The 20,954-nt window shown below is 67.9% G+C and carries 24 protein-coding genes; 13 read left to right on the top strand and 11 right to left on the bottom strand.

The window, feature by feature from the left end; genetic code table 11:
- Position 1 precedes the first annotated feature (1 nt).
- Genes flgK through flgB form a run of 10 tightly spaced genes read right to left on the bottom strand, consistent with a single transcriptional unit; the run spans position 2 to position 7,829 of the window.
- Positions 2 to 1,345, bottom strand: coding sequence for a flagellar hook-associated protein FlgK (gene flgK / locus OKW76_RS12805; RefSeq protein ID WP_265549254.1), 1,344 nt, complete (start codon positions 1,343 to 1,345; stop codon positions 2 to 4).
- Positions 1,342 to 1,686 carry a rod-binding protein gene (locus tag OKW76_RS12800; protein WP_265549253.1) on the bottom strand — a complete coding sequence of 115 codons (345 nt, stop codon included), beginning with the start codon at positions 1,684 to 1,686 and terminating at the stop codon, positions 1,342 to 1,344. Before OKW76_RS12800 ends, flgK begins: the two co-directional genes overlap by 4 nt.
- Entirely contained in the window at positions 1,683 to 2,783 is a 1,101-nt protein-coding gene (locus OKW76_RS12795) for a flagellar basal body P-ring protein FlgI (RefSeq protein WP_416221868.1), read from the bottom strand. Before OKW76_RS12795 ends, OKW76_RS12800 begins: the two co-directional genes overlap by 4 nt.
- Positions 2,784 to 2,797: 14 nt before the next feature.
- Positions 2,798 to 3,523, bottom strand: a complete 726-nt coding sequence (locus OKW76_RS12790; protein ID WP_265549252.1) for a flagellar basal body L-ring protein FlgH — start codon at positions 3,521 to 3,523, stop codon at positions 2,798 to 2,800.
- Positions 3,504 to 4,292 carry a flagellar basal-body rod protein FlgG gene (gene flgG / locus OKW76_RS12785; protein ID WP_256506083.1) on the bottom strand — a complete coding sequence of 263 codons (789 nt, stop codon included), beginning with the start codon at positions 4,290 to 4,292 and terminating at the stop codon, positions 3,504 to 3,506. The genes OKW76_RS12790 and flgG overlap by 20 nt, the downstream gene beginning before the upstream one ends.
- Positions 4,293 to 4,304: 12 nt before the next feature.
- Positions 4,305 to 5,057 carry a flagellar basal body rod protein FlgF gene (locus OKW76_RS12780; protein WP_265549251.1) on the bottom strand — a complete coding sequence of 251 codons (753 nt, stop codon included), beginning with the start codon at positions 5,055 to 5,057 and terminating at the stop codon, positions 4,305 to 4,307.
- Positions 5,058 to 5,083: 26 nt separating this feature from the next.
- Positions 5,084 to 6,349 (bottom strand): flagellar hook protein FlgE, encoded by a 1,266-nt coding sequence (locus OKW76_RS12775; protein ID WP_265549250.1) that lies wholly within the window; start codon positions 6,347 to 6,349, stop codon positions 5,084 to 5,086.
- 24 nt (positions 6,350 to 6,373) lie between these two features.
- Positions 6,374 to 7,057: a flagellar hook assembly protein FlgD gene (locus OKW76_RS12770; RefSeq protein WP_265549249.1), complete on the bottom strand. Its 684-nt coding sequence runs from the start codon at positions 7,055 to 7,057 to the stop codon at positions 6,374 to 6,376.
- A gap of 2 nt (positions 7,058 to 7,059) precedes the next feature.
- Complete coding sequence (flgC, locus tag OKW76_RS12765; RefSeq protein WP_265549248.1) at positions 7,060 to 7,473, bottom strand: flagellar basal body rod protein FlgC; 414 nt, start codon at positions 7,471 to 7,473, stop codon at positions 7,060 to 7,062.
- Between the two features lie 2 nt (positions 7,474 to 7,475).
- A complete protein-coding gene (gene flgB, locus OKW76_RS12760) occupies positions 7,476 to 7,829 on the bottom strand; it encodes a flagellar basal body rod protein FlgB (RefSeq protein ID WP_265549247.1) in 354 nt (117 codons plus the stop codon).
- A 300-nt stretch (positions 7,830 to 8,129) separates the two neighbouring features.
- On the opposite strand from flgB, the gene OKW76_RS12755 reads away from it, so the two are divergent.
- The 8 genes from OKW76_RS12755 (at position 8,130) to OKW76_RS12720 (ending at position 14,486) form a co-directional block, all read left to right on the top strand.
- The gene (locus OKW76_RS12755) at positions 8,130 to 8,780 is read left to right on the top strand and encodes a motility protein A (protein WP_265549246.1); all 651 of its coding nucleotides are present in this window, start codon (positions 8,130 to 8,132) and stop codon (positions 8,778 to 8,780) included.
- Positions 8,781 to 8,782: 2 nt separating this feature from the next.
- Entirely contained in the window at positions 8,783 to 9,355 is a 573-nt protein-coding gene (locus OKW76_RS12750) for an OmpA family protein (protein WP_265549245.1), read from the top strand.
- Positions 9,352 to 9,885: a flagella basal body P-ring formation protein FlgA gene (locus tag OKW76_RS12745; RefSeq protein ID WP_265549244.1), complete on the top strand. Its 534-nt coding sequence runs from the start codon at positions 9,352 to 9,354 to the stop codon at positions 9,883 to 9,885. The genes OKW76_RS12750 and OKW76_RS12745 overlap by 4 nt, the downstream gene beginning before the upstream one ends.
- A gap of 67 nt (positions 9,886 to 9,952) precedes the next feature.
- Positions 9,953 to 10,258: a flagellar biosynthesis anti-sigma factor FlgM gene (flgM, locus tag OKW76_RS12740; protein ID WP_265549243.1), complete on the top strand. Its 306-nt coding sequence runs from the start codon at positions 9,953 to 9,955 to the stop codon at positions 10,256 to 10,258.
- Positions 10,245 to 10,559 carry a flagellar protein FlgN gene (locus OKW76_RS12735; RefSeq protein ID WP_265549242.1) on the top strand — a complete coding sequence of 105 codons (315 nt, stop codon included), beginning with the start codon at positions 10,245 to 10,247 and terminating at the stop codon, positions 10,557 to 10,559. The genes flgM and OKW76_RS12735 overlap by 14 nt, the downstream gene beginning before the upstream one ends.
- Before the next feature lie 230 nt (positions 10,560 to 10,789).
- Positions 10,790 to 11,683: a lytic transglycosylase domain-containing protein gene (locus tag OKW76_RS12730; protein ID WP_265549241.1), complete on the top strand. Its 894-nt coding sequence runs from the start codon at positions 10,790 to 10,792 to the stop codon at positions 11,681 to 11,683.
- Positions 11,683 to 13,764, top strand: coding sequence for a flagellar biosynthesis protein FlhA (flhA, locus tag OKW76_RS12725; protein ID WP_265549240.1), 2,082 nt, complete (start codon positions 11,683 to 11,685; stop codon positions 13,762 to 13,764). Before OKW76_RS12730 ends, flhA begins: the two co-directional genes overlap by 1 nt.
- 2 nt (positions 13,765 to 13,766) lie before the next feature.
- Positions 13,767 to 14,486 carry a sigma-70 family RNA polymerase sigma factor gene (locus OKW76_RS12720; protein ID WP_416221867.1) on the top strand — a complete coding sequence of 240 codons (720 nt, stop codon included), beginning with the start codon at positions 13,767 to 13,769 and terminating at the stop codon, positions 14,484 to 14,486.
- 373 nt (positions 14,487 to 14,859) lie between these two features.
- Here OKW76_RS12720 and OKW76_RS12715 read toward each other — a convergent pair whose 3' ends face one another.
- Positions 14,860 to 15,684: a flagellin gene (locus tag OKW76_RS12715; RefSeq protein ID WP_265549238.1), complete on the bottom strand. Its 825-nt coding sequence runs from the start codon at positions 15,682 to 15,684 to the stop codon at positions 14,860 to 14,862.
- A gap of 294 nt (positions 15,685 to 15,978) precedes the next feature.
- On the opposite strand from OKW76_RS12715, the gene OKW76_RS12710 reads away from it, so the two are divergent.
- The 5 genes from OKW76_RS12710 to OKW76_RS12690 are packed head-to-tail and all read left to right on the top strand — an operon-like array spanning position 15,979 to position 20,948.
- On the top strand, positions 15,979 to 17,211 hold the full coding sequence (locus OKW76_RS12710; RefSeq protein WP_265549237.1) for a sigma-54 interaction domain-containing protein: 1,233 nt from the start codon (positions 15,979 to 15,981) through the stop codon (positions 17,209 to 17,211).
- Complete coding sequence (gene fliE, locus OKW76_RS12705; protein WP_265549236.1) at positions 17,208 to 17,567, top strand: flagellar hook-basal body complex protein FliE; 360 nt, start codon at positions 17,208 to 17,210, stop codon at positions 17,565 to 17,567. The genes OKW76_RS12710 and fliE overlap by 4 nt, the downstream gene beginning before the upstream one ends.
- A gap of 6 nt (positions 17,568 to 17,573) precedes the next feature.
- On the top strand, positions 17,574 to 19,214 hold the full coding sequence (gene fliF, locus OKW76_RS12700) for a flagellar basal-body MS-ring/collar protein FliF (RefSeq protein WP_265549235.1): 1,641 nt from the start codon (positions 17,574 to 17,576) through the stop codon (positions 19,212 to 19,214).
- On the top strand, positions 19,214 to 20,221 hold the full coding sequence (gene fliG / locus OKW76_RS12695) for a flagellar motor switch protein FliG (RefSeq protein WP_265552968.1): 1,008 nt from the start codon (positions 19,214 to 19,216) through the stop codon (positions 20,219 to 20,221). Before fliF ends, fliG begins: the two co-directional genes overlap by 1 nt.
- Positions 20,214 to 20,948: a FliH/SctL family protein gene (locus OKW76_RS12690; protein ID WP_265549234.1), complete on the top strand. Its 735-nt coding sequence runs from the start codon at positions 20,214 to 20,216 to the stop codon at positions 20,946 to 20,948. The genes fliG and OKW76_RS12690 overlap by 8 nt, the downstream gene beginning before the upstream one ends.
- Positions 20,949 to 20,954: the final 6 nt, after the last annotated feature.

Here is a 20,954-nt window from a genome sequence, read left to right as displayed (position 1 = left end):
TTCACCTGATATCGAGGATCGACTGGATCGTCTCGCGCGCCACCTGGATCACCCGGCTCGACGCCTGATAGGCTTGCTGGAAGCGCATCAGGTTCACCGCTTCCTCGTCGAGATTGACCCCCGAGATCGAATCGCGCGACGCAACCGCCGCCGACTGGATCGCGCCCTGTGCCTGCGCCACGCCCCGGCGGCTGCTGATCGCGGCACCGTTGGCGACGACCATGTCGGTGAGCGTGGTTTCGAAGCCGCCACTGGTGCGCAGATCGGCCAATGCCTTGAGGTTGCCATTGTCGCGCGGACCGGCACCAACGCTCGCGGCGGCGATGCCCTTGGGATCGGCGAGCACCATCGTCACCGATGCCGCGGTGTCGCCGGCGAACATCGCCGCGCCCGGATTGCCCGCGGGATCGCGTCCGCCGGCCTGGACCGCGTTGACGCCGGCGACGAATTGCGCCGCCATCGTGTCGGTCGCGCTACGCGCCGCCGCGATCCGCTGCGCGCCGTCGATGATCCCGGCGAGCACCCCGCCATTGACCGGTGCGCTAGCGCGTTCGCCCGCGCGGTGCACCGCGATCGAGGCAGCGCCCTCGCTGTTGGTGGCGAAGGTGACGGTGCCGGCGTTGTCGCCCGCGACCAGCACCGGCCCCGATGGCCCGCCGATGCGCAGCGTCGCGCGTCCTGCGGCGTCGAACTCGGCCCCGACATCGACGAGCGTGCTCATCTGTTCGAGCAGTCGGTCGCGTTCGTCGAGCAGCCCGGCATGGCCCGCGCTTCCCACACCGGTGCGACCGAGCCCCGAATTGACCGTCGCCAGCGCCTTGGCCAGCGAATTGATTTCGCCCACCGCCGCGTCGGCCTGTCCGGTAAGATCGGCGGCGGCGGACTCGATCGCGGCACCGGTGCTGCGGAAAGCCGAGGCAAGCCCGGCGGCCTGTTCGAGCATCACCGCGCGCAGCCCGCTAGCGGCGGGATCGGCGGCGAGATTCTGGCCGGCGTTGAAGAAGGCGGCGAGGCGTTCGTCGAGCTTCGAGGCGGTCAGCGCGCCCTCGATCCGTTCGAGCCAGACCAATCCGGCTTCGGTCCGCGCCAGGTCGCTGCCCGCGGTGCGCACTTCGGCGTTCCGGAATGCGTCGACCGCGCGGTTGACCCCGGTGACCAGCACCCCCTGCCCCGCCTGCGCCCCGCCGTTCAACAGGCTGGTGCCCGAGGCGTTGACTTCGTTGAGCGCGGCCGCGCGGCGGGCGTAGCCGACGGTGCCGGCGTTGGCGATATTCTCCGACGTGGTGGTCAGCGCGCTTTGGTAGGCGCGGACGCCGCTGGCGGCGATCGAGAGCATGTCGCTCATCGGGCCGGATCACCGATATCGACTGGCGAAGCGTTTGCCTGTGCCGGCACCGACTTCGCGAGGAAATCGGTCATCGCCTTGCCGATCCCGAGCGGCGCATGCGCCGCCATCGCCTTGGCGGTCTGCTGGTCCTGCATGTCGCGGAACTGGTCGAGCGCGTTCGATTCAAACAGCGATTCGCCGAGATTGGCCGCGCGCATCGATTTGAGCATCATGCCGACGAACAGGCTTTCGAATTGCTGCCCCGCCTTGTCCAGATTGTCGCGAGTCGCCAGCCGGCCGGTGTCGGTCGACACCGTCGGCTGGTTGACGCCGGGAAGCTGGACCGTGGGGATCGTCACAGGATGACGAGCTCGGCCTTCAGCGCGCCGGCTTCCTTGAGCGCCTCAAGGATCGCGACCAGGTCGGCGGGCGACGCGCCGATCGCGTTCACCGCCTTCACGACGTCGGCGAGCTTGGGTCCGGGTTCGAGCAGGAACATCGGCTTCACTTCTTCCTCGACCCCGATCGCGCTTTGCTGTTCGACCGCGGTCTGACCCTGGCTGAACGGCGCGGGCTGAATCACCCGCTGGGCCTCATCAATACGCACCGTTAGTTTACCGTGGGTTACCGCCGCTGGGCTGACGCGCACCGCCGAGTTGATCACGACGGTGCCGGTCCGCGCGTTGACGATCACCCGCGCCGCGGCCTCGGCCGAATCGACGGTGAGGTTCTCGATTTCGCTCATCAGCATCGTGCGGACATCGGCACCCGGTGGCGCCGACACCGACACCGACACCGCATCGACCGCGCGTGCGCGCATGTTGCCGAAACGGCTGTTGATGACCGCCGCGACGCGCTGCGCGGTGGTGAAGTCGGCACGCGCCAGGTTGAACGTCAGCGCAGGCGTGGTGGCGAAGCCGGTTTCGACCGCACGCTCGACCGTGGCGCCATCGGGGATTCGCCCGGTCGACGGCACGTTTACGACGATCTTCGATCCGTCGGCACCCTCGGCGCCCAGCCCGCTGACCGCGAGGTTGCCCTGCGCCATCGCATAGATTTGGCCATCGGCACCCAGCAGCGGCGTCAGGATCAGCGATCCGCCGCGCAGGCTCTTGGCGCGCCCCATCGACGACACCGTGATGTCGATCCGCTGGCCGGGCTTGGCAAAGGCGGGGAGTTCGGCGGTGATCATGACGACCGCGGTGTTCTTCAGGCTAGGGTTGATCCCGGGCGGCAGCTGGAAGCCGAAGCGCGCGGTGACGCCCTTCATCGACTGGACGGTATATTCGAGATTGTCGTCGCCGCTGCCGGGCAGCCCGACGACGATGCCATAGCCGGTCAGCTGGTTCGAGCGGATGCCCTGGAAGCGGCCGATATCCTTGACGCGCTCGGTGGCGAGCGCGGGCTGCGCGGCGAAAAGGGTGAGAAGCAGGGCGGCGGCGAAGGCGCGAAGCATCGAACGCATCCTCATCAGAACGGACTGATCGTCTGGAAGAAGCGGCTGAGCCACCCCTGGCGGCTGGCGCGGGCGACGTCGCCCTTGCCGGTATAGCTGATCCTGGCATCGGCGACGCGGGTCGAGGCGACGCGGTTGTTGGCGTCGACGTCGATCGTGCGGACGATGCCCTTGATCTGGACGAATTCGTCGCCGCGATTGAGCGTCAGCCGCTTTTGCCCCTGCACCAGCATCGTCCCGTTGGGATAGACTTCGGCGACGGTCACGCTGACCTCACCCGTCAGCGCATTGGCCTGGTCGGCGGCACCGACCCCCTGGAAGCCGCGATTGCCGCTGGCCTGCGCATCGGTGGGGCGAAACTGCGACAGCGGACCGGTCGACGGGCCGGTGAGCCCGAAGCTGCCCTTGCTGTCGAGGTTCGACGCCGCCGATTTCGACGCGGCGGTGCGCTCGACCAGCACGATCGTCAGCGGATCGCCGCGACGGCGCGCGCGCTGGCCTTCGTAGAGCGCGGCATAGCCGTCGGCGGGCTGGAAGATCGACCCGTTGGCGGGCGCTGCGATCGGGGCGGGCGTGGGCAAGGTTGCGGCGAAATCTTCGGGCGCTGCCTTCTTGCCGAAGATCTGCGCGTTGGCAGGCGATGCGCCTACGCCGGCGAGCGCGAGCGTGGTGGTGCCGATCGCGAGGCCGAGCGCGAAGCGAAGCCAATTCGCCCCCATCTCAGAGGTTCTGATTGACATATTGCAGCATCTCATCGGTCGCGGTGATCATCTTCGAATTGACCTCGTAGGCGCGCTGGGTCTCGATCATGTCGACCAGCTCCTCGACCACGTTGACGTTCGATCCCTCGAGCATCCCCTGGCGGATCTGGCCGCGGCCATCGAGCCCGGCGACCCCCAGATTGGCGGCGCCGCTGGCGGCGGTTTCGATCAGGTAATTGTCGCCGGTCGCCTGCAGCCCCGCGGCGTTGGGAAAGCCTGCGACCTGGAGCTGGCCGATCTGGCTCGCCTCGGTCTGGCCCTGGATCGTCGCGCTGACCGTGCCGTCGGCGCCGATCGTGATCGTCGTCGCACCCTCGGGAATCGTGATGCCGGGCATCACCTGATAGCCTTCGCTGGTAACCATCAGCCCCTCGGGCGAACGCGCGAAATTGCCCGCGCGGGTGTAGCCGAGCTGGCCGCCGGGCAGCGTCACCTGAAAGAAGCCGTCACCGTCGAGCGCGACGTCGAGCGAATTGCCCGTCGTCTGCAGCGACCCCTGGGTATTGATCCGCGCGGTGCCCTGGACGCGAACGCCGGTGCCCAGCGTCAGGCCGGTGGCGTAGTTGGTCTCCGACGTGCTCGCCGATCCGGGGGCGGTCACCACCTGATAGGCGAGCGTCTCGAACGCCGCGCGATCGCGCTTGAACCCGGTGGTGTTGACGTTGGCGAGGTTGTTCGAAATGACCCGCATGCGCGTATCCTGGGCGTCGAGCCCGGTCCGCGCGATATGCATTGCCGCACTGCCCATGAAATCGCTCCCTTAACCCTGAATCCGCATCAAGGATGCGCTCGATTCGTCCATTTTCTTGGCCTCCTTCAACAAGTTGGCCTGCACTTCATACGATCGCTGGTTCTCGATCATGTCGACCAGCGCTTCGGTAAGATTGACGTTCGACTGTTCGAGCGACCCGCTCGTCACCTTGGCTTCCAGGTCCTGCGGCAGCACCCCGCCGCCTTCGACATGCAGCAGGTTGTCGAGCCCCTTGAGCGTCTGCGTCCCTTGGGTGCTCACCAGTTTCAGCCGGTCGATCACCTGCGGCGCGCTGCCGGGTTCGGCGCCGCGCGGGGTGATCGATACCGTGCCGTCGTCGGCGATCATGATGCGATCGTGCGGCGGGACGGTGATCGGGGTGCCGGTGGCGCCCAGCACCGGGAAGCCGTCGCCGGTCTCGAGCAGCCCCGACAGCGCCACGTTGAGGTCGCCGCGCCTGGTATAGGCTTCGCTGCCGTCGGTCGCCTGGACGCCGATCCACGCATCGGTGGTGACGGCGACGTCGAGCGGTCGCCCGGTCGACATGATCGTTCCGGCGCGGCGATCGGCGTCGGTGACTTCCTTGGCCGATGGCTGGCGCGAATCGAACCCGCCATCACCCTTGAGCATCAGCCGCTCGAAGGTGACGCGGTCCTGGCGATAGCCGATGGTCGATGCGTTCGCGATGTTGTTCGCGATCGAGGCTTGCGCCGCCATCTGGCTCTTGAGCCCCGACATCGCGGTGTAGACCAGACGGTCCATCGGCTATCGTCCCCCCGTCCGCTCGATCAGTTGATGTTGAAGATCGTCTGCGAAATCTGGCTCGAGGTATCGAGCGCCTTCGCATTCGCCTGGAAGTTGCGCTGCGCCGCGATCAGCGCGACGAGCTCCTCGGTGATGTCGACGTTCGAACCCTCGATGATCCCCGACATCAGCCCGCCGAGCCCGCTCTGGTTGGCCTCGCCGAGCACGACCTCACCCGCCAGGCCGGTCGCCGACCAGGTGCCGTTGCCGAGCTGGCGCAGCCCCGATGGGTTGGCGAAGTTGGCGAGCGCGACCTTGCCGAGTGCGGTGTTGTCGCCGTTCGAGAAGCTGGCGAACACCATCCCCTCGGCATCGACCGACACCGATTCGAGCTGGCCGATCGCCGCACCGTCCTGGGTGCGGCTGTTGACCACGAAGGGCGCCGCGGTGAGCGTGGTATCGATCCCGAAATCGAGCGCGAGCTGCTGCTCCGAATTGCTGCCCGATGGGGTGAACGGGTCGAACAGGGTCGGCGTCGTCGGCGTCGTCAGCGCGCCGGTATCGTCGAAGGTCAGCGTCACCGCGGCGGCACCGCCGGCGGCTAGCGGCTGATCGCCGACGAAGCTGTACACCGCCCAATCCGAGGTCGGCTCGGCGACGGTCGGCGCGGTCTGGCGGACCAGATAGCTGGTCATCGTCAGCGGGCTGCCATTGCCGTCATACACCGTGGTCTGGATCGACTGGTTGTAGCTGGCGGGATTGAAGCGATCGAAGGTGGTCGCCGACGGGATCGAGGCGCCCGAATTGAGGTTCACGGACAAGGCGACGTTGCTGGTCGGGGTCGGCGTCCCGCTGGTCTGCGGCAGGCGCAGGCTGATCAGGCTGTCGATCCCCGCCGCCACCACCGCGCCCGATCCGTCGACCGGATAGACCTGGAGGTTGTTGCCGTTCGAATCGACGACATAGCGTTCGTTGTCGATCAGCATGCTGCCGTTGCGGGTGAAGTTGACCTTCGAGCCATCGGCATCGGGCTTGACCGCGAAGAAGCCGTCGCCCGAGATCGCCAGGTCGAGCGTCGAGCCGGTCTGGATCAGCGTGCCCTGGCCGAATTGCTGGCGGATCGCCTTGGTGACGACGCCCGATCCGACCACGCTGGTGGGGTTCACCGACACGCTCGAGGCGATGACGTCGGCGAATTCGGTGCGGCTCTTCTTGAAGCCGTCGGTCGCGACGTTCGCCAGATTGTGCGAAATCGTCGACATTTCCTTTTGGCTGGCCTGCAGCCCGCTGAGCGACGTGTAGAAGGACATGGCAGTGGCTCCTGTGCTTGGATTTCAGCCGATCGAACGGATGGCGGAGGATTTGACCTGGCCGATGCCAGGTAGGGTGAGGACCGGTTCGCCGGCGACGAGGCTGACCGAGCTGACCGGCGCCCAGACGAGCGTCTTGTTGTTCACCGCGGCGCCGCCGTTGCGCGCGGTCGGCACGATGGTGAAGGGACCGTCACCCGCCGCGGCGCCGGTCTCGGTCTTGCCGTCCCAATCGAAGGTCACGGTGCCCGCCTTTTGCGCGCCCAGGTCGAGCGTGCGCAGCGTGGTGCCGTCGGCGGCCTTGATCGCGACCGACAATTCGCTGACGTCGCCCGCCAGCTCGATGCCGCCCTGCAGCCCGCCGGTGGTGCGGCCATAAGCGACATTGCCCTCGGCGAGCACGGTGCGGCCGACCAGCGCGGCGGCATCGGTCATCCCCGAGGCGCCGAGCTTGTCGGCGATCGCCTTCAGCGTCGACGACATCTCGGTGATGCCCGCGAGCGAGGAGAATTGTGCCATCTGCGCGACCATCGCGGTGTTGTCGACGGGCTCGAACGGATCCTGGTTCTTGAGCTGCGCGGTCATCAGCGACAAGAAATCGCCCTGGTCGAGCGTTTGCTGCGCGCTCCGCGTCGTCAGTTGCGGATCGGTCGCGCCGCTGCGCGCGATGCCCAGATTGGCGAGCGTGCTGTCGAAGCTGCTGGCCATGATCAGCGACCCAACCGCAGCGTTTCGGTGATCAGTGACTTGGCGGTCTGCATCACCTCGACATTGTTCTGGTAGGTGCGCGCCGCCTCCATCATGTCGACCAGCTCGCGCGTTTCCTCGACCGCGCTTTCGTAGACATTGCCCTCGGCATCGGCGAGCGGATTGCCCGGATCATAGCGCTTGGTCGGCGCCTCGCCCGCGGTGACGATGCTTTCGACATCGACCGTCGCCATCTTCGACGCGGTGTCGAAATGGGTGCGGAACACCGGTTTCATCGTCCGGTACGCCGCCTCGGGCGTGGTCGCGACGGCGCCGGCATTGGCGAGGTTCGACGCGGTCGTGTTCATCCGCACCAGCTGCGCCGACATCGCGCGGCCGCTGACCTGGAAGATGTTCATCGGATTGGGACCGTTCATGCTCATTCGCCCTTCAGCGCGCGGGTGATCGTCGAGATGCGACCGTTGAGGAACGCCAGCGTCGTCTGATAGGCGACGGCATTTTCGGCGAAGGCGGTCTGCTCGGTCGACAGCTCGACGGTGTTGCCGTCCATCGAAGGCTGTGCGGGCACGCGATATTTGGTCGCGGCACCGATCGCGCGGTCGGTCGAGCCGCCGGGGGCATCGATGCTCTTTAGCGCCGCCTGGAAATCGATGTCCTTGGCCTTGAACCCAGGGGTCGAGGCGTTAGCGATGTTCGACGCGAGAATGCCCATGCGCTGCGACCGCACCGACAAAGCCTGTCCGTGTACGCCGAAGAGCCCTTCACTCGCCATCTGCCGGTTCCTTGTCCGAGGTCATGCGGACGGATACCAGCAAGGGGCGTGCCAGTTTGGCGGCGGGGCGGAGAGGCGGCATTAGATCGTCACCACAGCCCCCGCTTCGTCACCCCAGCGAAAGCTGGGGTCTCTTTCGGCTAGCGCGCGCTCCATGGCGGGAGACCCCAGCTTTCGCTGGGGTGACGGGTTGGTGGGCCGCCCTCCCCCGGTTAACCGGCAACGCCTTGCCGCCCCCGGCAAGGCACTGCCCGCGGCGGCAAGCGGGCAAATCGGCACGGTCCTTGCTGCAGCGCTGGCATGATTGACGCCCTCGCTCCCTTTCTCGACCCGCTCGCCGCTGCCATCGTCGGCGGCGGGACGCTCGCGGCGTGCGTGCTGCGCTTTTCGCTCGTCAATCTGGCGCGCGCCGCCGGCGCCTTGCGCGTATTGCCGCGCGCCGAACACGACGCCGAACCCCAGCTCGCACAGATCGCCGCGCTCGGGCGGATCGCGCGCAAACATGGCGTGATGGCGCTCGACCGCTCGGTGATCGACGATCCCGACGTGGCGCTGGGTATCGCGCAGATCGTCGACGGCGCAGGGCCCGACGAGGTCGCCGCGATGCTCGCCCATGCGCGCGAGGCGCGGATCGAGCGGCATCTGGGCGCGGCCGAAATCTGGTCCGCCGCTGCCGAGGCGGCCCCCGCCTTCGGCATGATCGGCACGCTGATCGGCCTGGTGCGGATGTTCACCGCGATGCAGGACCCCGCGGCGATCGGCGGCGCGATGGCGGTGGCGCTGCTCGCCACGCTGTATGGCGCGCTGATCGCCAATCTGGTCGCCGCGCCGATCGCCGGGCGATTGCGCCGGCTGGCCCGCGCCGAAGCCTTCGAGCGCGCGCGGCTCGAGGCGCCGCTGGTGGCGCTGGCAGCGCGCGAGATGCCGCGGCGGCGCGAGATCGCGGCATGAGCATGGCGCGCTTCGATGCGGCGGCGCCGGCCCGCCCGGTGTGGCTGATGACGCTGGCCGACCTTGCGCTGCTGCTGGTCGGCTTCTTCGTGTTCGTGCAGGCGAGCCAGCTGGATCGCGGGACGCTCGCCAGCGCGATCCGCGCGGGGTTCGATACGCCCGAGCCGACGGCGCCGATCGCGCTCGACCGCGCGATCGTGCGCGGCTTCGCGGTCGGCGAGGCGGCGCTGCCACCGAGTATCGCCACCGCCAGCCGCTGGGCCGCCACCGCGGCGCGCGATCCGCGCACCCGGCTGCTGGTGACCGGCCATGTCGACGGGTCGCTCGCCGATCGCGATACGCTGGGCGACAATGCAGCGCTGCTCGCGAGCGACCGCGCACGCGCGGTCGCCGAGGCGTTGGTGCGCGCGGGTGTCGTCGGCCGCGACCGCATCGTGATCTCGACCGACCCCGCGCCGCGCGGTCGCCACGTTACGCTCGCGATCGGCTTTGCCGGCAGCGACCCCACCCCCCGGCAAGCCGCTGCCGCCCGGCAACCCTTGCTTGCCGCCCCCCAAGATCGGAACCAGAAATGATCCGCCTGCTGATCCCCGCGCTGCTGATCGCGGCACCCGCCGCCGCGCAACAACGCAGCTTTCAGGACACCGCGCTGCTCGACACCGCGGTCGCACAATTCACCGGCGCCGCGATCGGCAGCGATGGCGGCGCGGTCGCGGCGATCGACCGCCGGCTCAAGCTCGCACCCTGCGCGATGCCGCAGTTCGAATGGCGCAGCCCGGCGCAGGACACCGTGGTGATCCGCTGCATGGCGCCGGTGTGGCGTATCTATGTGCCCGTCATCGCCGAGCCCAAGGCCAGCGCGCCGATCCTCGCCGCTGCCGCTCCGGTCACGCCCGCGCTCAAGCCCGAGATCGTCGTGAAGCGCGGCGATCCGGTGATGGTAAAGGCCGGATCGGCGGGGTTTTCGATTACGCGCGACGGTGTGGCGATGGGGGATGCTGCAGCGGGCGCGCGGCTGATGGTGAAGGTCGATCCCAAGAAGCCGCCGATCCAGGCGGTGGCGGTCGAAGCCGGGCGCGTCACCCTGCCGGGCTGGGCGGAATAATTTTTTCTAAAGCTTTTCGTAATGGCGTCGTTCCTCCCCTTGTCGGCAGCTATCGGGATGAGCGGACGTGGTGGATTCAATCGGCGCAAAGCCAATCGCAACGAACGGGACGCAGCGCATCGCTGCGGTCGGCGCCGCGACGCGCGCCAAGGAAATCCAGACCGGGACCGATCCCCACCCCGCCGATACCAAGGCCGCCACGTCGCTGTCGCAGACGATCGCTTCGCTGGCGAGCGAGCCGCCGGTCGATACCGACCGCGTCGCGCGCATCCGCCGCGCGATCGAAGATGGCAGCTTTCCGATTTCCCCCGCGACGATCGCCGATCGCATGCTGGCCCTGAAGCTGAACTGGAAGCCCAATGACCCGGCATGACGCATTGGTGCAGGTGATCGAGTGCCTGCACGCCGAAATCGCCGCGCTCAAGGCGAGCGATGCCGCCGCGCTCGAACGTGCGACCGCCGAGAAACTCGCCGCGATCGAAGCGGTCGCACTCGCGGGCGACGAAGAAATGACGCCCGACCTGCGCGCGCTGGCCGAGGAAGCGCACCGGCTGAACGAGGCGGCGCGAATCTATGTGAACCTGATGGCGGCAAATGTTCGCCGCCGATTGCAGGTGCTTGCCGGCAATGGCGCCGCACCATATCGCGCGGGAGCGATGGTCGCGTACGCGTGAGGTAACTTCCTTCGCCTCCTTCTCCCCTCCCTGGAAGGGAGGGGTCGGGGGTGGGTCGGTGGCGGCCGCTAGCGCACGCTCTCTACCTACCCACCCCTAACCCCTCCCTTCCAGGGAGGGGGACCTGTTGTGGGGGGGGGGGGGGGGGGCGGACGCGCGGCATAACTGCTACCCTCATCTGGCACGCTCCTTGCTGATCACCCCCGCAAACCGGGGGCTTCACCAGACCAATGCGCGCACCACCTGCCGTTCCTACCGTTACCGCAGCAACCGGCGTGCAAGGCGCGATCGCCAAGGCGAGCGCGAAGACCGGCGTCGATTTTTCCTATCTGCTCGGCCAGGCGCAGATCGAAAGCGGGATGCGCACCAATGCGCGCGCGCGCACCTCGAGCGCCACCGGGCTCTACCAGTTCATCGAGCAGAGCTGGCTGGGCGTGGTGAAGCGCCACGGTGCCGAGCACGGCATGGGCTGGGCCGCCGACAGTATCCAGCAGACCGCCAGCGGCCGCTATGTCGTCAGCGACGCGACAACCCGAAGCGCGATCCTGTCGCTGCGCACCGACGCCAATGCGGCGTCGCTGATGGCGGCCGAGCACGCATCGGACAACAAGGCCGAGATCGAGTCCAGCCTGGGCCGCGAGGCCAATGGCACCGACCTGTATATGGCGCATTTCCTGGGGATCGGCGGCGCGAAGAAATTCCTGTCGGCGATGCAGGCGTCGCCCGACCGCGGCGCGGCGGCGATGTTCCCTGCAGCGGCGCGCGCCAACCGCTCGATCTTCTACGCCGCCGACGGCAGCCAGCGTTCGCTCGGCGACATCTACCAGCGCTTCGCCGGCAAGCTCGATCGCGGTGCGCAGGTCGCCGGCGCCACCGGCACCGCATCGGGCAGTTTCCTCACGCAAGCACAGGTGCCCGCCTTCGCGGCTCCCTTCCCCGGCGTCGACGTGATCCTGGGCAACGAGGCGAGCGGCAACGAGGATCGCTGGCTGCAGACGACGATGGCCAACCTGAACGTGGTACGCGCCGCCGACCGCACCGACGGCGCGCGCGTCAACGCGCTGCGGCCGACACCCGAAACCGCGCGGCTTGCGTATCTCATGCTCGCGAATCTGGGGGCCTGATGAACCCCGCAATGTTCTCGGCGGCCAATCTCGGCTCGCTCACCCGCTCGACCGCGCTGCCCGGCGCGATCTTGCTGCTCGTCGTGCTGATGGTGGTGCCGATCCCCGCCTTCCTGCTCGACGTGTTCTTCATCCTCAACATCATGATCAGCCTCGCGGTGCTGATGGTCGCGCTCAACGCGCAAAAGCCGCTCGATTTCTCGGCCTTCCCGACAGTCCTGCTGTTCGCGACATTGTTCCGCCTCGGCCTCAACGTCGCCTCGACCCGCGTGGTGCTGGTGCATGGGCATGAGGGTGAGGCGGCGGCGGGGCATGTGATCGAGGCGTTCGGCAGCTTCCTGATCGGCGGCGATTATGTCGTCGGGCTGCTGGTGTTCTCGATCCTGCTGATCATCAACATGATCGTGGTGACCAAGGGCGCCGGCCGGGTGTCCGAAGTATCGGCGCGCTTCACGCTCGACGCCCTGCCCGGCAAGCAGATGGCGATCGACGCCGATCTGAACGCCGGGCTGATCACCCCCGACGAAGCCCGCGCGCGCCGGATCGAAGTGTCGACCGAGGCCGATTTCTACGGCGCGATGGATGGTTCGTCGAAATTCGTGAAGGGCGATGCGGTCGCGGGGCTGTTGATCCTGGCGATCAACATCGTCGGCGGGCTGATCCTGGGCATGGTCAGCCACGGCATGGCGGTGGGCGAAGCCGCGCAGACCTATATCCTGCTGGCGATCGGCGACGCGCTGGTGGCGCAGGTGCCCGCGCTGATGCTGTCGATCGCCGCCGCCGCGATCGTCACCCGCGTCAAATCGAGCCAGGATCTGTCGGGCCAGATCGGCGCGCAGTTCGCGTCGCATCGCACTTGGACCCCGGTCGCGGGCATCCTTGGGCTGCTGGCGTTCCTGCCGGGGATGCCGACCTTGGTGATACTCGCCGCCGCCGGCGCCGCGGGCTATGGTTCGTATCGCCTGCGCGCGATTGCCAACCGCCCGCCGCCCGCCGAACCGCTGCCGCCGCCTGCCGACCTGTCGCGGATCGGGTGGGACGAAGTGACCGAGAACATGCAGGTGATGCTCGACATCGGCTATGGCCTCGTGCCGCTGGTCGACGAGCGCAAGGGTTCGCCGCTGATGAGCCGGATCACCGGGGTGCGCCGCCAGCTTTCCAAGGATCTAGGCTTCGTCGTGCCGCAGGTGCGGGTGCGCGACGACATCAACCTGGCGCCCTTCACCTATCGGATCGTCGTCGGCGGCGTGATCGTCGGCGAGGACAGCGTTTCGCCCGACGAGATGCTGGCGCTCAACACCGGGCAGGGCTTCGGCCGGCTGACCGGCAAGGCGGCGAAGGATCCCACGTTCGGGCTCGACGCGACCTGGATCGCGCCGGGCGATGCCGATGCCGCGACTGGTGCCGGCTATCTGGTGGTCGATCCGGGCACGGTGATGGCGACGCACCTCAACCATCTGTTGTTGCAGAACGCGACCGACCTGCTGGGGCCGGACGAAGTCCAGGCGCTGCTCGACGGGCTCAAGGACAAGGCGGGCGCGCTGGTTGCCGCGCTGTGCCCGGCGCCGCTGTCGCTGACGACGCTGACGCAAATCCTGCGCGGGCTGCTGGCGGAAAATATCCCGCTCAAGGAATTCCGCCGCATCGCCGCCGCGATCGCGGTCGCGGCGCAGCGCACCCACGACGCCGACGAGCTGATCGAGGCGATCCGCCCCGAGCTGGGCGCGCTCATCATCCAGAAATTGTGCGGGGTTCGCGAACCGCTGCGCGTCATGACGCTGGAGGGTCATTTGGAAGCATTGCTTGGCCAAGCGGTCCGTTCGGACCCGTCGCGCCGCCACACGATCGAACCCGATCTCGGCCGCCGCATTGTCGACGCGCTCCAGCAAGCCGCGCAGCCGCTGCTGAACGAAGCAAAGCCCTTCGCTTTGGTCGTCCAGCCCTCGATCCGGATCGCGATCCGCAAGCTGGTGAAGACCTGCCTGCCCGACACCCCGGTGATGAGCTTCTTCGAAGTGCCCGAGGACAAATCGGTCGAGGTCGTGGCGGTGATCGGCGCGCCCGAGGCGCTGGCGGCATGAGCATGGCCGCACGCGCGCTGGTCTACACGCCGACCACGACATCGCGCGATATCGAGGCGCTGGTGCGCGAGCATCTGCCGCTGGTGCGGCGGCTCGCCTGGCATATCCATGGCAGCATGTCGGCGCTGGTCGAGGTCGAGGATCTGGTACAGGTCGGCATGGTAGCGCTGGTCGAGGCGGCGGGTGCTTTCGAGGATCGCGGCGCGGTCACCTTCCGCCAATATGCGATCACGCGGCTTCGCGGCAGCATGATCGACGAGCTCCGCCGTCAGGCGACGCTGACGCGCGGCGCGATGAAGCGCCGGCGCGCGTACAGCGAAACGCTGGCGGCGCTGACCGACGAGAGGGGCAAGCGCCCCGACGACGCGGCGATCGCCGAACGGCTGGGGGTGACGGTAGAGAAACTGCGGCTCGATTATTCGGCCGCCGAGCCGCTGCGCTTCGATTCGATCGACGATGTGTACACCGACGAGGGGCCGTGGTTCATGGACGACGGCCCCGACGCGTTCGAGCAACTCGCCGAGGGCGATCTGCGTACCGCCTTGGTGACGGCTATCGCCGCGCTGCCGGTGCGCGAGGCGCAGGTGGTGCAGCTTTATTACGTCGAGGAATTGAACCTCGAGGAGATCGGCCAGGTGCTCGGCGTCGGCGCCGCGCGGGTGTGCCAGATCAAGGCGAGCGCGCATGCGCGGCTGAAGAAGGCGCTGGCGAGCGCGGTTTAGCGTCCGCTCTCCGCAGACGCGGTACCATGCGATCGACCCTGCCGGGCGTTCGTCGTCATCCCGTCACCCCAGCGAAAGCTGGGGTCTAGAGTAGCCCACGAAACGGCTGCCTCGCGTGCCCGGCCACAATAGCCTGTTGGGCGACCGTTGGCCACGCTCCCCGTCACCCCAGCTTTCGCTGGGGTGACGGGGAAAGGTGCAAGGCTTGAAGGCAACTGCCTCGTTTGCGCACGCGACTACACCCCGCAAACGAAAAGCCCCGGCGACGGCAGGACCGTCACCGGGGTTTCGCGTGCGCTCCGCTGGGAGGGGGAGCGGCTGGCCCCGACACCCCCGCCCTTTCGTGGGGGGGCGGCGGTGCCGGGATTTAGGTTTAGCGCAGCAGCGAGAGCACGCCCTGCTGGCTCTGGTTGGCCTGCGCCAGCATCGCGGTCGATGCCTGGCTGAGGATCTGCGCCTTGGCGAGCGCGGTGGTTTCGGCCGAGAAATCGGCGTCTTCGATGCGGCTGCGTGCGTCCGACAGGTTGGTCGCGTTGCTGGTCAGGTTGTTGACCGCCGATTCGAGGCGGTTTTGCGTGGCGCCGAGGTCGGCACGGCGGTTGGCGATCGTGGCGATCGCATCGTCGTAATTCTCGAGCGTCGCGGCGGCGACCGAAGCGCCGCCGGTGACGACCGCGGCAATCGTCGCGTCGGCGGCAAGGTCCGCACCCAGGTTCAGCTCGATCGCGTCCGAAACATTGGCGCCGGCCTGGATCGAAACCACGCCTGCGGTGCCGGCGCTCGCGTCGAACAGCTTTTGGCCGTTGAACTCGGTGTTGGTCAGCACATTGTCGATCTGCGCAGCGAGCGCGTCCTGCTCGAGCGTGATGTTGGCGATGTCGTCGGCCGAATAGGTGCCGTTCTCCGACTGGACCTTCAGCTCGCGCATCCGCTGCAGCATGTTGCCGACTTCGTCGAGCGCGCCTTCGGCGGTCTGCGCCATCGAGATGCCGTCATTGGCGTTGCGGATGCCCTGGTTCATGCCGCGGATCTGGCCGGTCATCGACGATGCGATGGCGAGGCCGGCGGCGTCGTCCTTGGCCGAATTGATGCGCTTGCCGGTCGACAGCCGTTCCATCGCCGTCGACAGCATGTCGGTGGCCTTGCTTGCCGCGTTCGACGAACGAAGCGCCGAGATATTGCTTCCGATAACCGTCATGTCCGTATCTCCATTTCCCGTACCGCCCACCTTTCCCCCCACAAGCGGGAGCCGAGCAGTCACAGCAAGGAACGGCTGCGCGGCGGCGGGCTTAAGCGAAAAAGTCGGGATCGGTTTCCCGCCGTTCGCTCGCGCGCGGGAGAACTTGGCACGCGCGCGTAAGCGGATGACAATTGCGGAAAAATTATTGCGCAGGCGACATGACTTTACCCGACGTTAACCAGCAAACCGCCATAGAGTGATTCGCTAATCGGGGGGATTTCAGTGGGTTCGATCTATCCATCGGCCGCAGTAATGCGGCTGCACTATCCGCTCGTCTCGACGCTTCGAGCCCAAGGTCTGGCAGTCTCGACAACCGAACGCGAACGACCGCTGCCGGGCGACTATTTCCTGGTGGTCGAGGGGGAGGCCCTGCCCGTTGCGGCACGTACCTTGGTCCTTGGCAGCGCGCCTGGTTCGGTCACCCCCTTCGCCGATGGCCATGCCGCGCGCATCGGTTTCGATGCCGACGACGCCGCGATTGCTTCGGGCTTTGCCAGCGCGATGCTGCGCGGCGGCGGCATGCCCGTTGCCGCCGACCCCGAGAGCCTCGCGCTGCTGACGCTCGCCGAACGCGTCGCCAAATCGGACATCACCGTGCTGATCAACGGCCCGACCGGCACCGGCAAGGAAGTGCTGGCGCGCACGATCCACCGCGCTTCGCCGCGCGCCAACGGCCCGTTCATCGCGATCAACTGCGCGGCGTTGCCCGAGACGATGCTCGAGGCGATGCTGTTCGGTCACCAAAAGGGTTCGTTCACCGGCGCATCATCGGGCGGCCAGGGTTTCTTTCGCGCTGCCAATGGTGGCACGCTGCTGCTAGACGAAGTCGCCGAAATGCCGATCGGCTTGCAGGCCAAATTGCTGCGCGCGTTGCAGGAGCGCGAAGTCGTGCCGATCGGCGCGACCCAGGCCGAGGCGATCGACGTCCGCGTGATCGCCTGCGCGAACCGCGACCTGCATGCCGAGGTGCAGGCGGGCCGCTTCCGCGCCGATCTCTATTACCGGTTGAGCGTGTTCCCGCTCACCACCCGCCCGCTCGCCGAGCGGCCCGACGACGTGCCTGCGCTGGCTACCGCGATGATCGTTCGCCACGCCGCAGGCCGCGCTACCTTGCCCTGGCTGTCGCGCGCGGCGCTGGCGATGCTCGAAGCGCATGACTGGCCGGGCAATGTCCGCGAGCTCGAAAACGTCATCCAGCGCGCGTTGCTGCTGTGCCATGGCGACGCGATCGGCCCCGCCGACATCATCTTCGACCGGCCGGCGCAGCCGCGCGCGTCGAACGACGGCCCGGCGCGGCTGAGCAACATCGTCCAGATGAGTGAGTTCCAGGCGATCCGCGACACGCTGGCGGCGTGCAACGGCAGCCGGATCGAGACCGCGCGCCGGCTGGGGATTTCCGAACGCACGCTGCGCTATCGCCTCGCCAAGGCGCGCGAACAGGGTGACGATATCGGTCGCGCGCAGGATTGGAAGGCAACCGCATGAGCGTCAACGGCATCGGGGGCGGCGCGATCGGCGTCGACCGGATCATGGCGATGCGCGCCCAGATCCTCGAAAAGAACCAGGCGCTGTCGCGCGCCAACCAGGAGGTCGCGGTCCCAGCGACCGAGGCGCCAAAAGGCACCAGCTTCACCTCGACGCTCGAGGGAATGCTGGGCGACGTCAACAAGGCGCAGAACCAGGCAGGACAATTGTCCGCCGCCTATGAGCGCGGCGAGACGATCGACATCGCCAAGGTGATGCTGGCCCGCCAGCAAGCCTCGGTCGGGTTCGAAGCGACGCTGCAGGTCCGCAACAAATTGCTGTCCGCCTACAAGGACATCATGAGCATGCCGGTGTAATCGCAGATGGAAAACGCCCTCACCCCGCTCGCCCCCGCGCGGCTCGCCGCGCCGCTCGCCCAAGCCAAGGGCTTCTTCGCGCAACCCGCGGTCAGGAAAGCGCTGCCGCTGGTGCTGATGATCGGGTTGATCGCCTCGGCGGCGCTGGCCTGGCTGATGCTGGCGACGCCGCCGCAGCGGGTGCTGTTCACCCAGCTCGCCGACAACGATAAATCGGCGGTGAGCGACGCGCTCGCCGCGGCGAGCATCCCGACGCGCTTCGACCAGTCGGGCGCGCTGACGGTGGGCGAGGACGATTATCACAAGGCGCGGATGCTGCTGGCGGGGCAGGACCTGCCCAAGGCGGCGCCGGGCGGCTATGCGATCCTCGACGAACTGCCGATGGGGGTCAGCCGCGCGGTCGAGGGCGAACGGCTGCGCCAGGCGCGCGAGAGCGAGCTGGCGCGGTCGATCGGCGAGATCGACGCGGTGGCCGATGCGCGGGTCCATCTGGCGATGCCCGAATCCTCGGTGTTCGTGCGCGACAATGCGCAGCCTTCGGCTTCGGTGATCGTCCGGCTCGAACCCGGTCGCACGCTGTCGGACGCGCAGGTCCGCTCGATCGTCAACCTCGTCGCCTCGTCGGTGGGGGGCATGAAGCCCGACAGCGTGACGATCGTCGACCAGATGGGCGCATTGCTCAGCCGCGACGATGACGAGCGCGGCACCAGCGTCGGCGATGCGCGGATCGACTATCAGCGCCGCGTCGAAGACAAGTTCCGCCTCCAGCTCAACAAACTGCTGACGCCATTGGTGGGCGCGGGCAATTTCAGCGCGGAAGTTCAGGCCGATGTCGACCTCGACGAAGCGCAGGCAACGCGCGAACGCTATGACAAGGAAGGCGTGATCCGCGCCGAACAGGGCAATTGGGTCGGGCCGAACGGCACCCCCGGCGCCCCCGGCGGGATCCCCGGTGCCCTATCGAACACCCCGCCCGCTGCGGCGTCGCTGACCAACCCCAATGATCCCGCGACCCAGCCCGGCGCCGCGGTGACCACCGCGCCCGCCAAGGCGAGCGAGGAGTTCGCGCGCACCTATGACCTGGGCAAGGAAGTGTCGGTCACCCGCACCGCGCCCGGCGGGATCAAGCGGCTGTCGGTCGCGGTGCTGTTGCGCGATCCCGAGGGCAAGGCGCGCACCCCCGCCGAAATCCGCCAGATCACCGATCTGGTCCGCGCCGCGGTGGGCTATAATGCGCAGCGCGCGGATCAGGTGACGGTGGTGAGCCGCGCCTTCTCGCCTGCGGTCACCGATGCCGAGCAACCTGCATGGTACGACGCCGCCTGGGTGCCGATGGTGGCGCGCAACGCGACTGCGTTGATCATCGCGCTGCTGGTGCTGTTCGTCGGCGTCCGCCCGCTGGTCAAATCGATGGGCAAGAAGCGCGAGGAGGTTACCGCGACCGATCGCGCCGCGCTGCCGCTGCCCGGTGCCGACGGCGAGGCCGCGCCCGAGCAGCCGACCGAGCGCGCGCCGGTGAGCATCGACATGCTGCAGAATGCGCGCGGCTATGACGATCGCGTCGGCATGGTCCGCGGCTTCACCCGCGACAATCCGGCGCGCGCTGCATTGGCGGTACGCGACATGATCAAGGCCGACGCGTCGTGATCGAGACCGCGGTTCGCCACTATAGCGGCGTCGAGCGCGCCGCGGTGCTGATGATGCTGGTGGGCGAGGAGGAAGCCGCCGCGATCCTGCAGAAGCTCGATCCCGAGGAAGTTCGCCAGCTGGGCAAGGCGATGTTTGCGGTCGCCGATGTCAGCGAGATCGAAGTCGAGCATGTGCTCGACGATTTCATCAACCATGCGCGTGAGCGCACCGCGATCGGCTTCGACCCGCGGCCGCGGATCGAGGGCATGATGAATCGCGCGCTTGGGCAGGACAAGGCCGACAGCGTGCTGGCGCGGATCACCCCGCCCGAGGCGGCCTGCGCGATCGACCTGCTCGACTGGCTCGATGCCGGCGAGATCGCCGCGCTGATCGAAACCGAGCATCCGCAAATCGCCGCGGTGCTGATCGCCAATCTTGATCCCAGCGTCGCGGCACAGGTGCTCGAATTGCTGCCCGAGGCGATTCAGCCGCAGATCCTCCACCGCGTCGCGCGGCTGGGGCCGATCACCCCCGAGGCGATCGAAACGCTCAAATCGGCGCTGTCGTCGCGGATCGGGCAATCCTCCTCGAGCGCAGGCCTGCAACTGGGCGGCACCAAGGACGCCGCCAAGATCCTGTCGAGCGGGCGCAAGACCACCGAAACGCGCGTCATGCCCAAGATCGCCAAGATCGATCGCGAGACCGCGCGCGCGATCGAGGAGGCGATGTTCGTCTTCGACAATCTGCTCGACCTCGACGACAAGAATCTGGGAATCCTCATCCGCAACGTCGACACCGACCTGCTGGTGCGCTCGCTGAAAGGTGTCGACGAACCGGCGCGCAACCGCTTCCTCGGCTGCATGTCGGCGCGTGCCGCCGACGGCATCCGCGACGAGATGGAGGCGCGCGGACCGATGCGATTGTCCGAAGTGCTCGATGCGCAAAAGGCGATCATCGCGATCGCGCGCCAACTGGGCAAGGATGGCACGATCATGATGGGCGGGGGCGAGGACGATTATGTCTGAGTTCACCGCCGGCTTCGCCAGCCGTCATGCGCAGGCGGGCGAGGCGCTGCGCCGCGCCTTCGCGCCGCCCGAAGGATTTGCACCGGTCGATCCGGGTGCGCGGGTCGCGCAAAAGGCCGCGCCCAAGCAGCCGCGCCATTTCGAACCCGCCGATCGCAGCGCCAAGCCGACGCAGGGCTGGGACATGTTCGATCCCGAGATCGAACAGCCGATGGCGGCGCCGGCGCCGCAGCCCTTCGTCGATCCGATCGCGGTGGCGCACGACCAGGGCTATGCCGAGGGGCTGGCCGCGGCGCGCGCCGAGATCGAGGTGACCGCCGCGCGTGATCGTGCGCTGGTCGATGCGCTCGGCCGCGGGCTTGCCGATGCCGCGCATTTCGATCGCGAGCGCTTCGCGCAGCAATTGCGCCAGACGGTGCTGCATCTCGTCACCCGGCTGGTAGGCGAGATCGGAGTGTCGCCCGAACGGCTTGCGGGGCGGATCGACGCGGCGGTCGACCTGCTCGCCGATGCCGCCGAATCGTCGCTGGTGCGGATGCATCCCGACGATGTCCGGCTGGTCGAAGGCCGGTTGCCCGCGTCGGTGTTCGCGTGCGGCGATCCGGGGATCGCACGCGGCAGCTTCGTGATCGAATCGGCATCGACGATCGTCGAGGACGGCCCCGAACAATGGATCGAGCAGCTCACCGCCGCGATCGACCGCGTACCGCTGCCCGCGCAATGCTGAGCCACA

The organism is Sphingomonas sp. S1-29 (assembly GCF_026167545.1).
Taxonomy (GTDB): Bacteria; Pseudomonadota; Alphaproteobacteria; order Sphingomonadales; family Sphingomonadaceae; genus Sphingomonas.
Note: the sequence above shows the minus strand (reverse complement) of the source record. Positions and strands in the feature narration are given on the sequence as shown.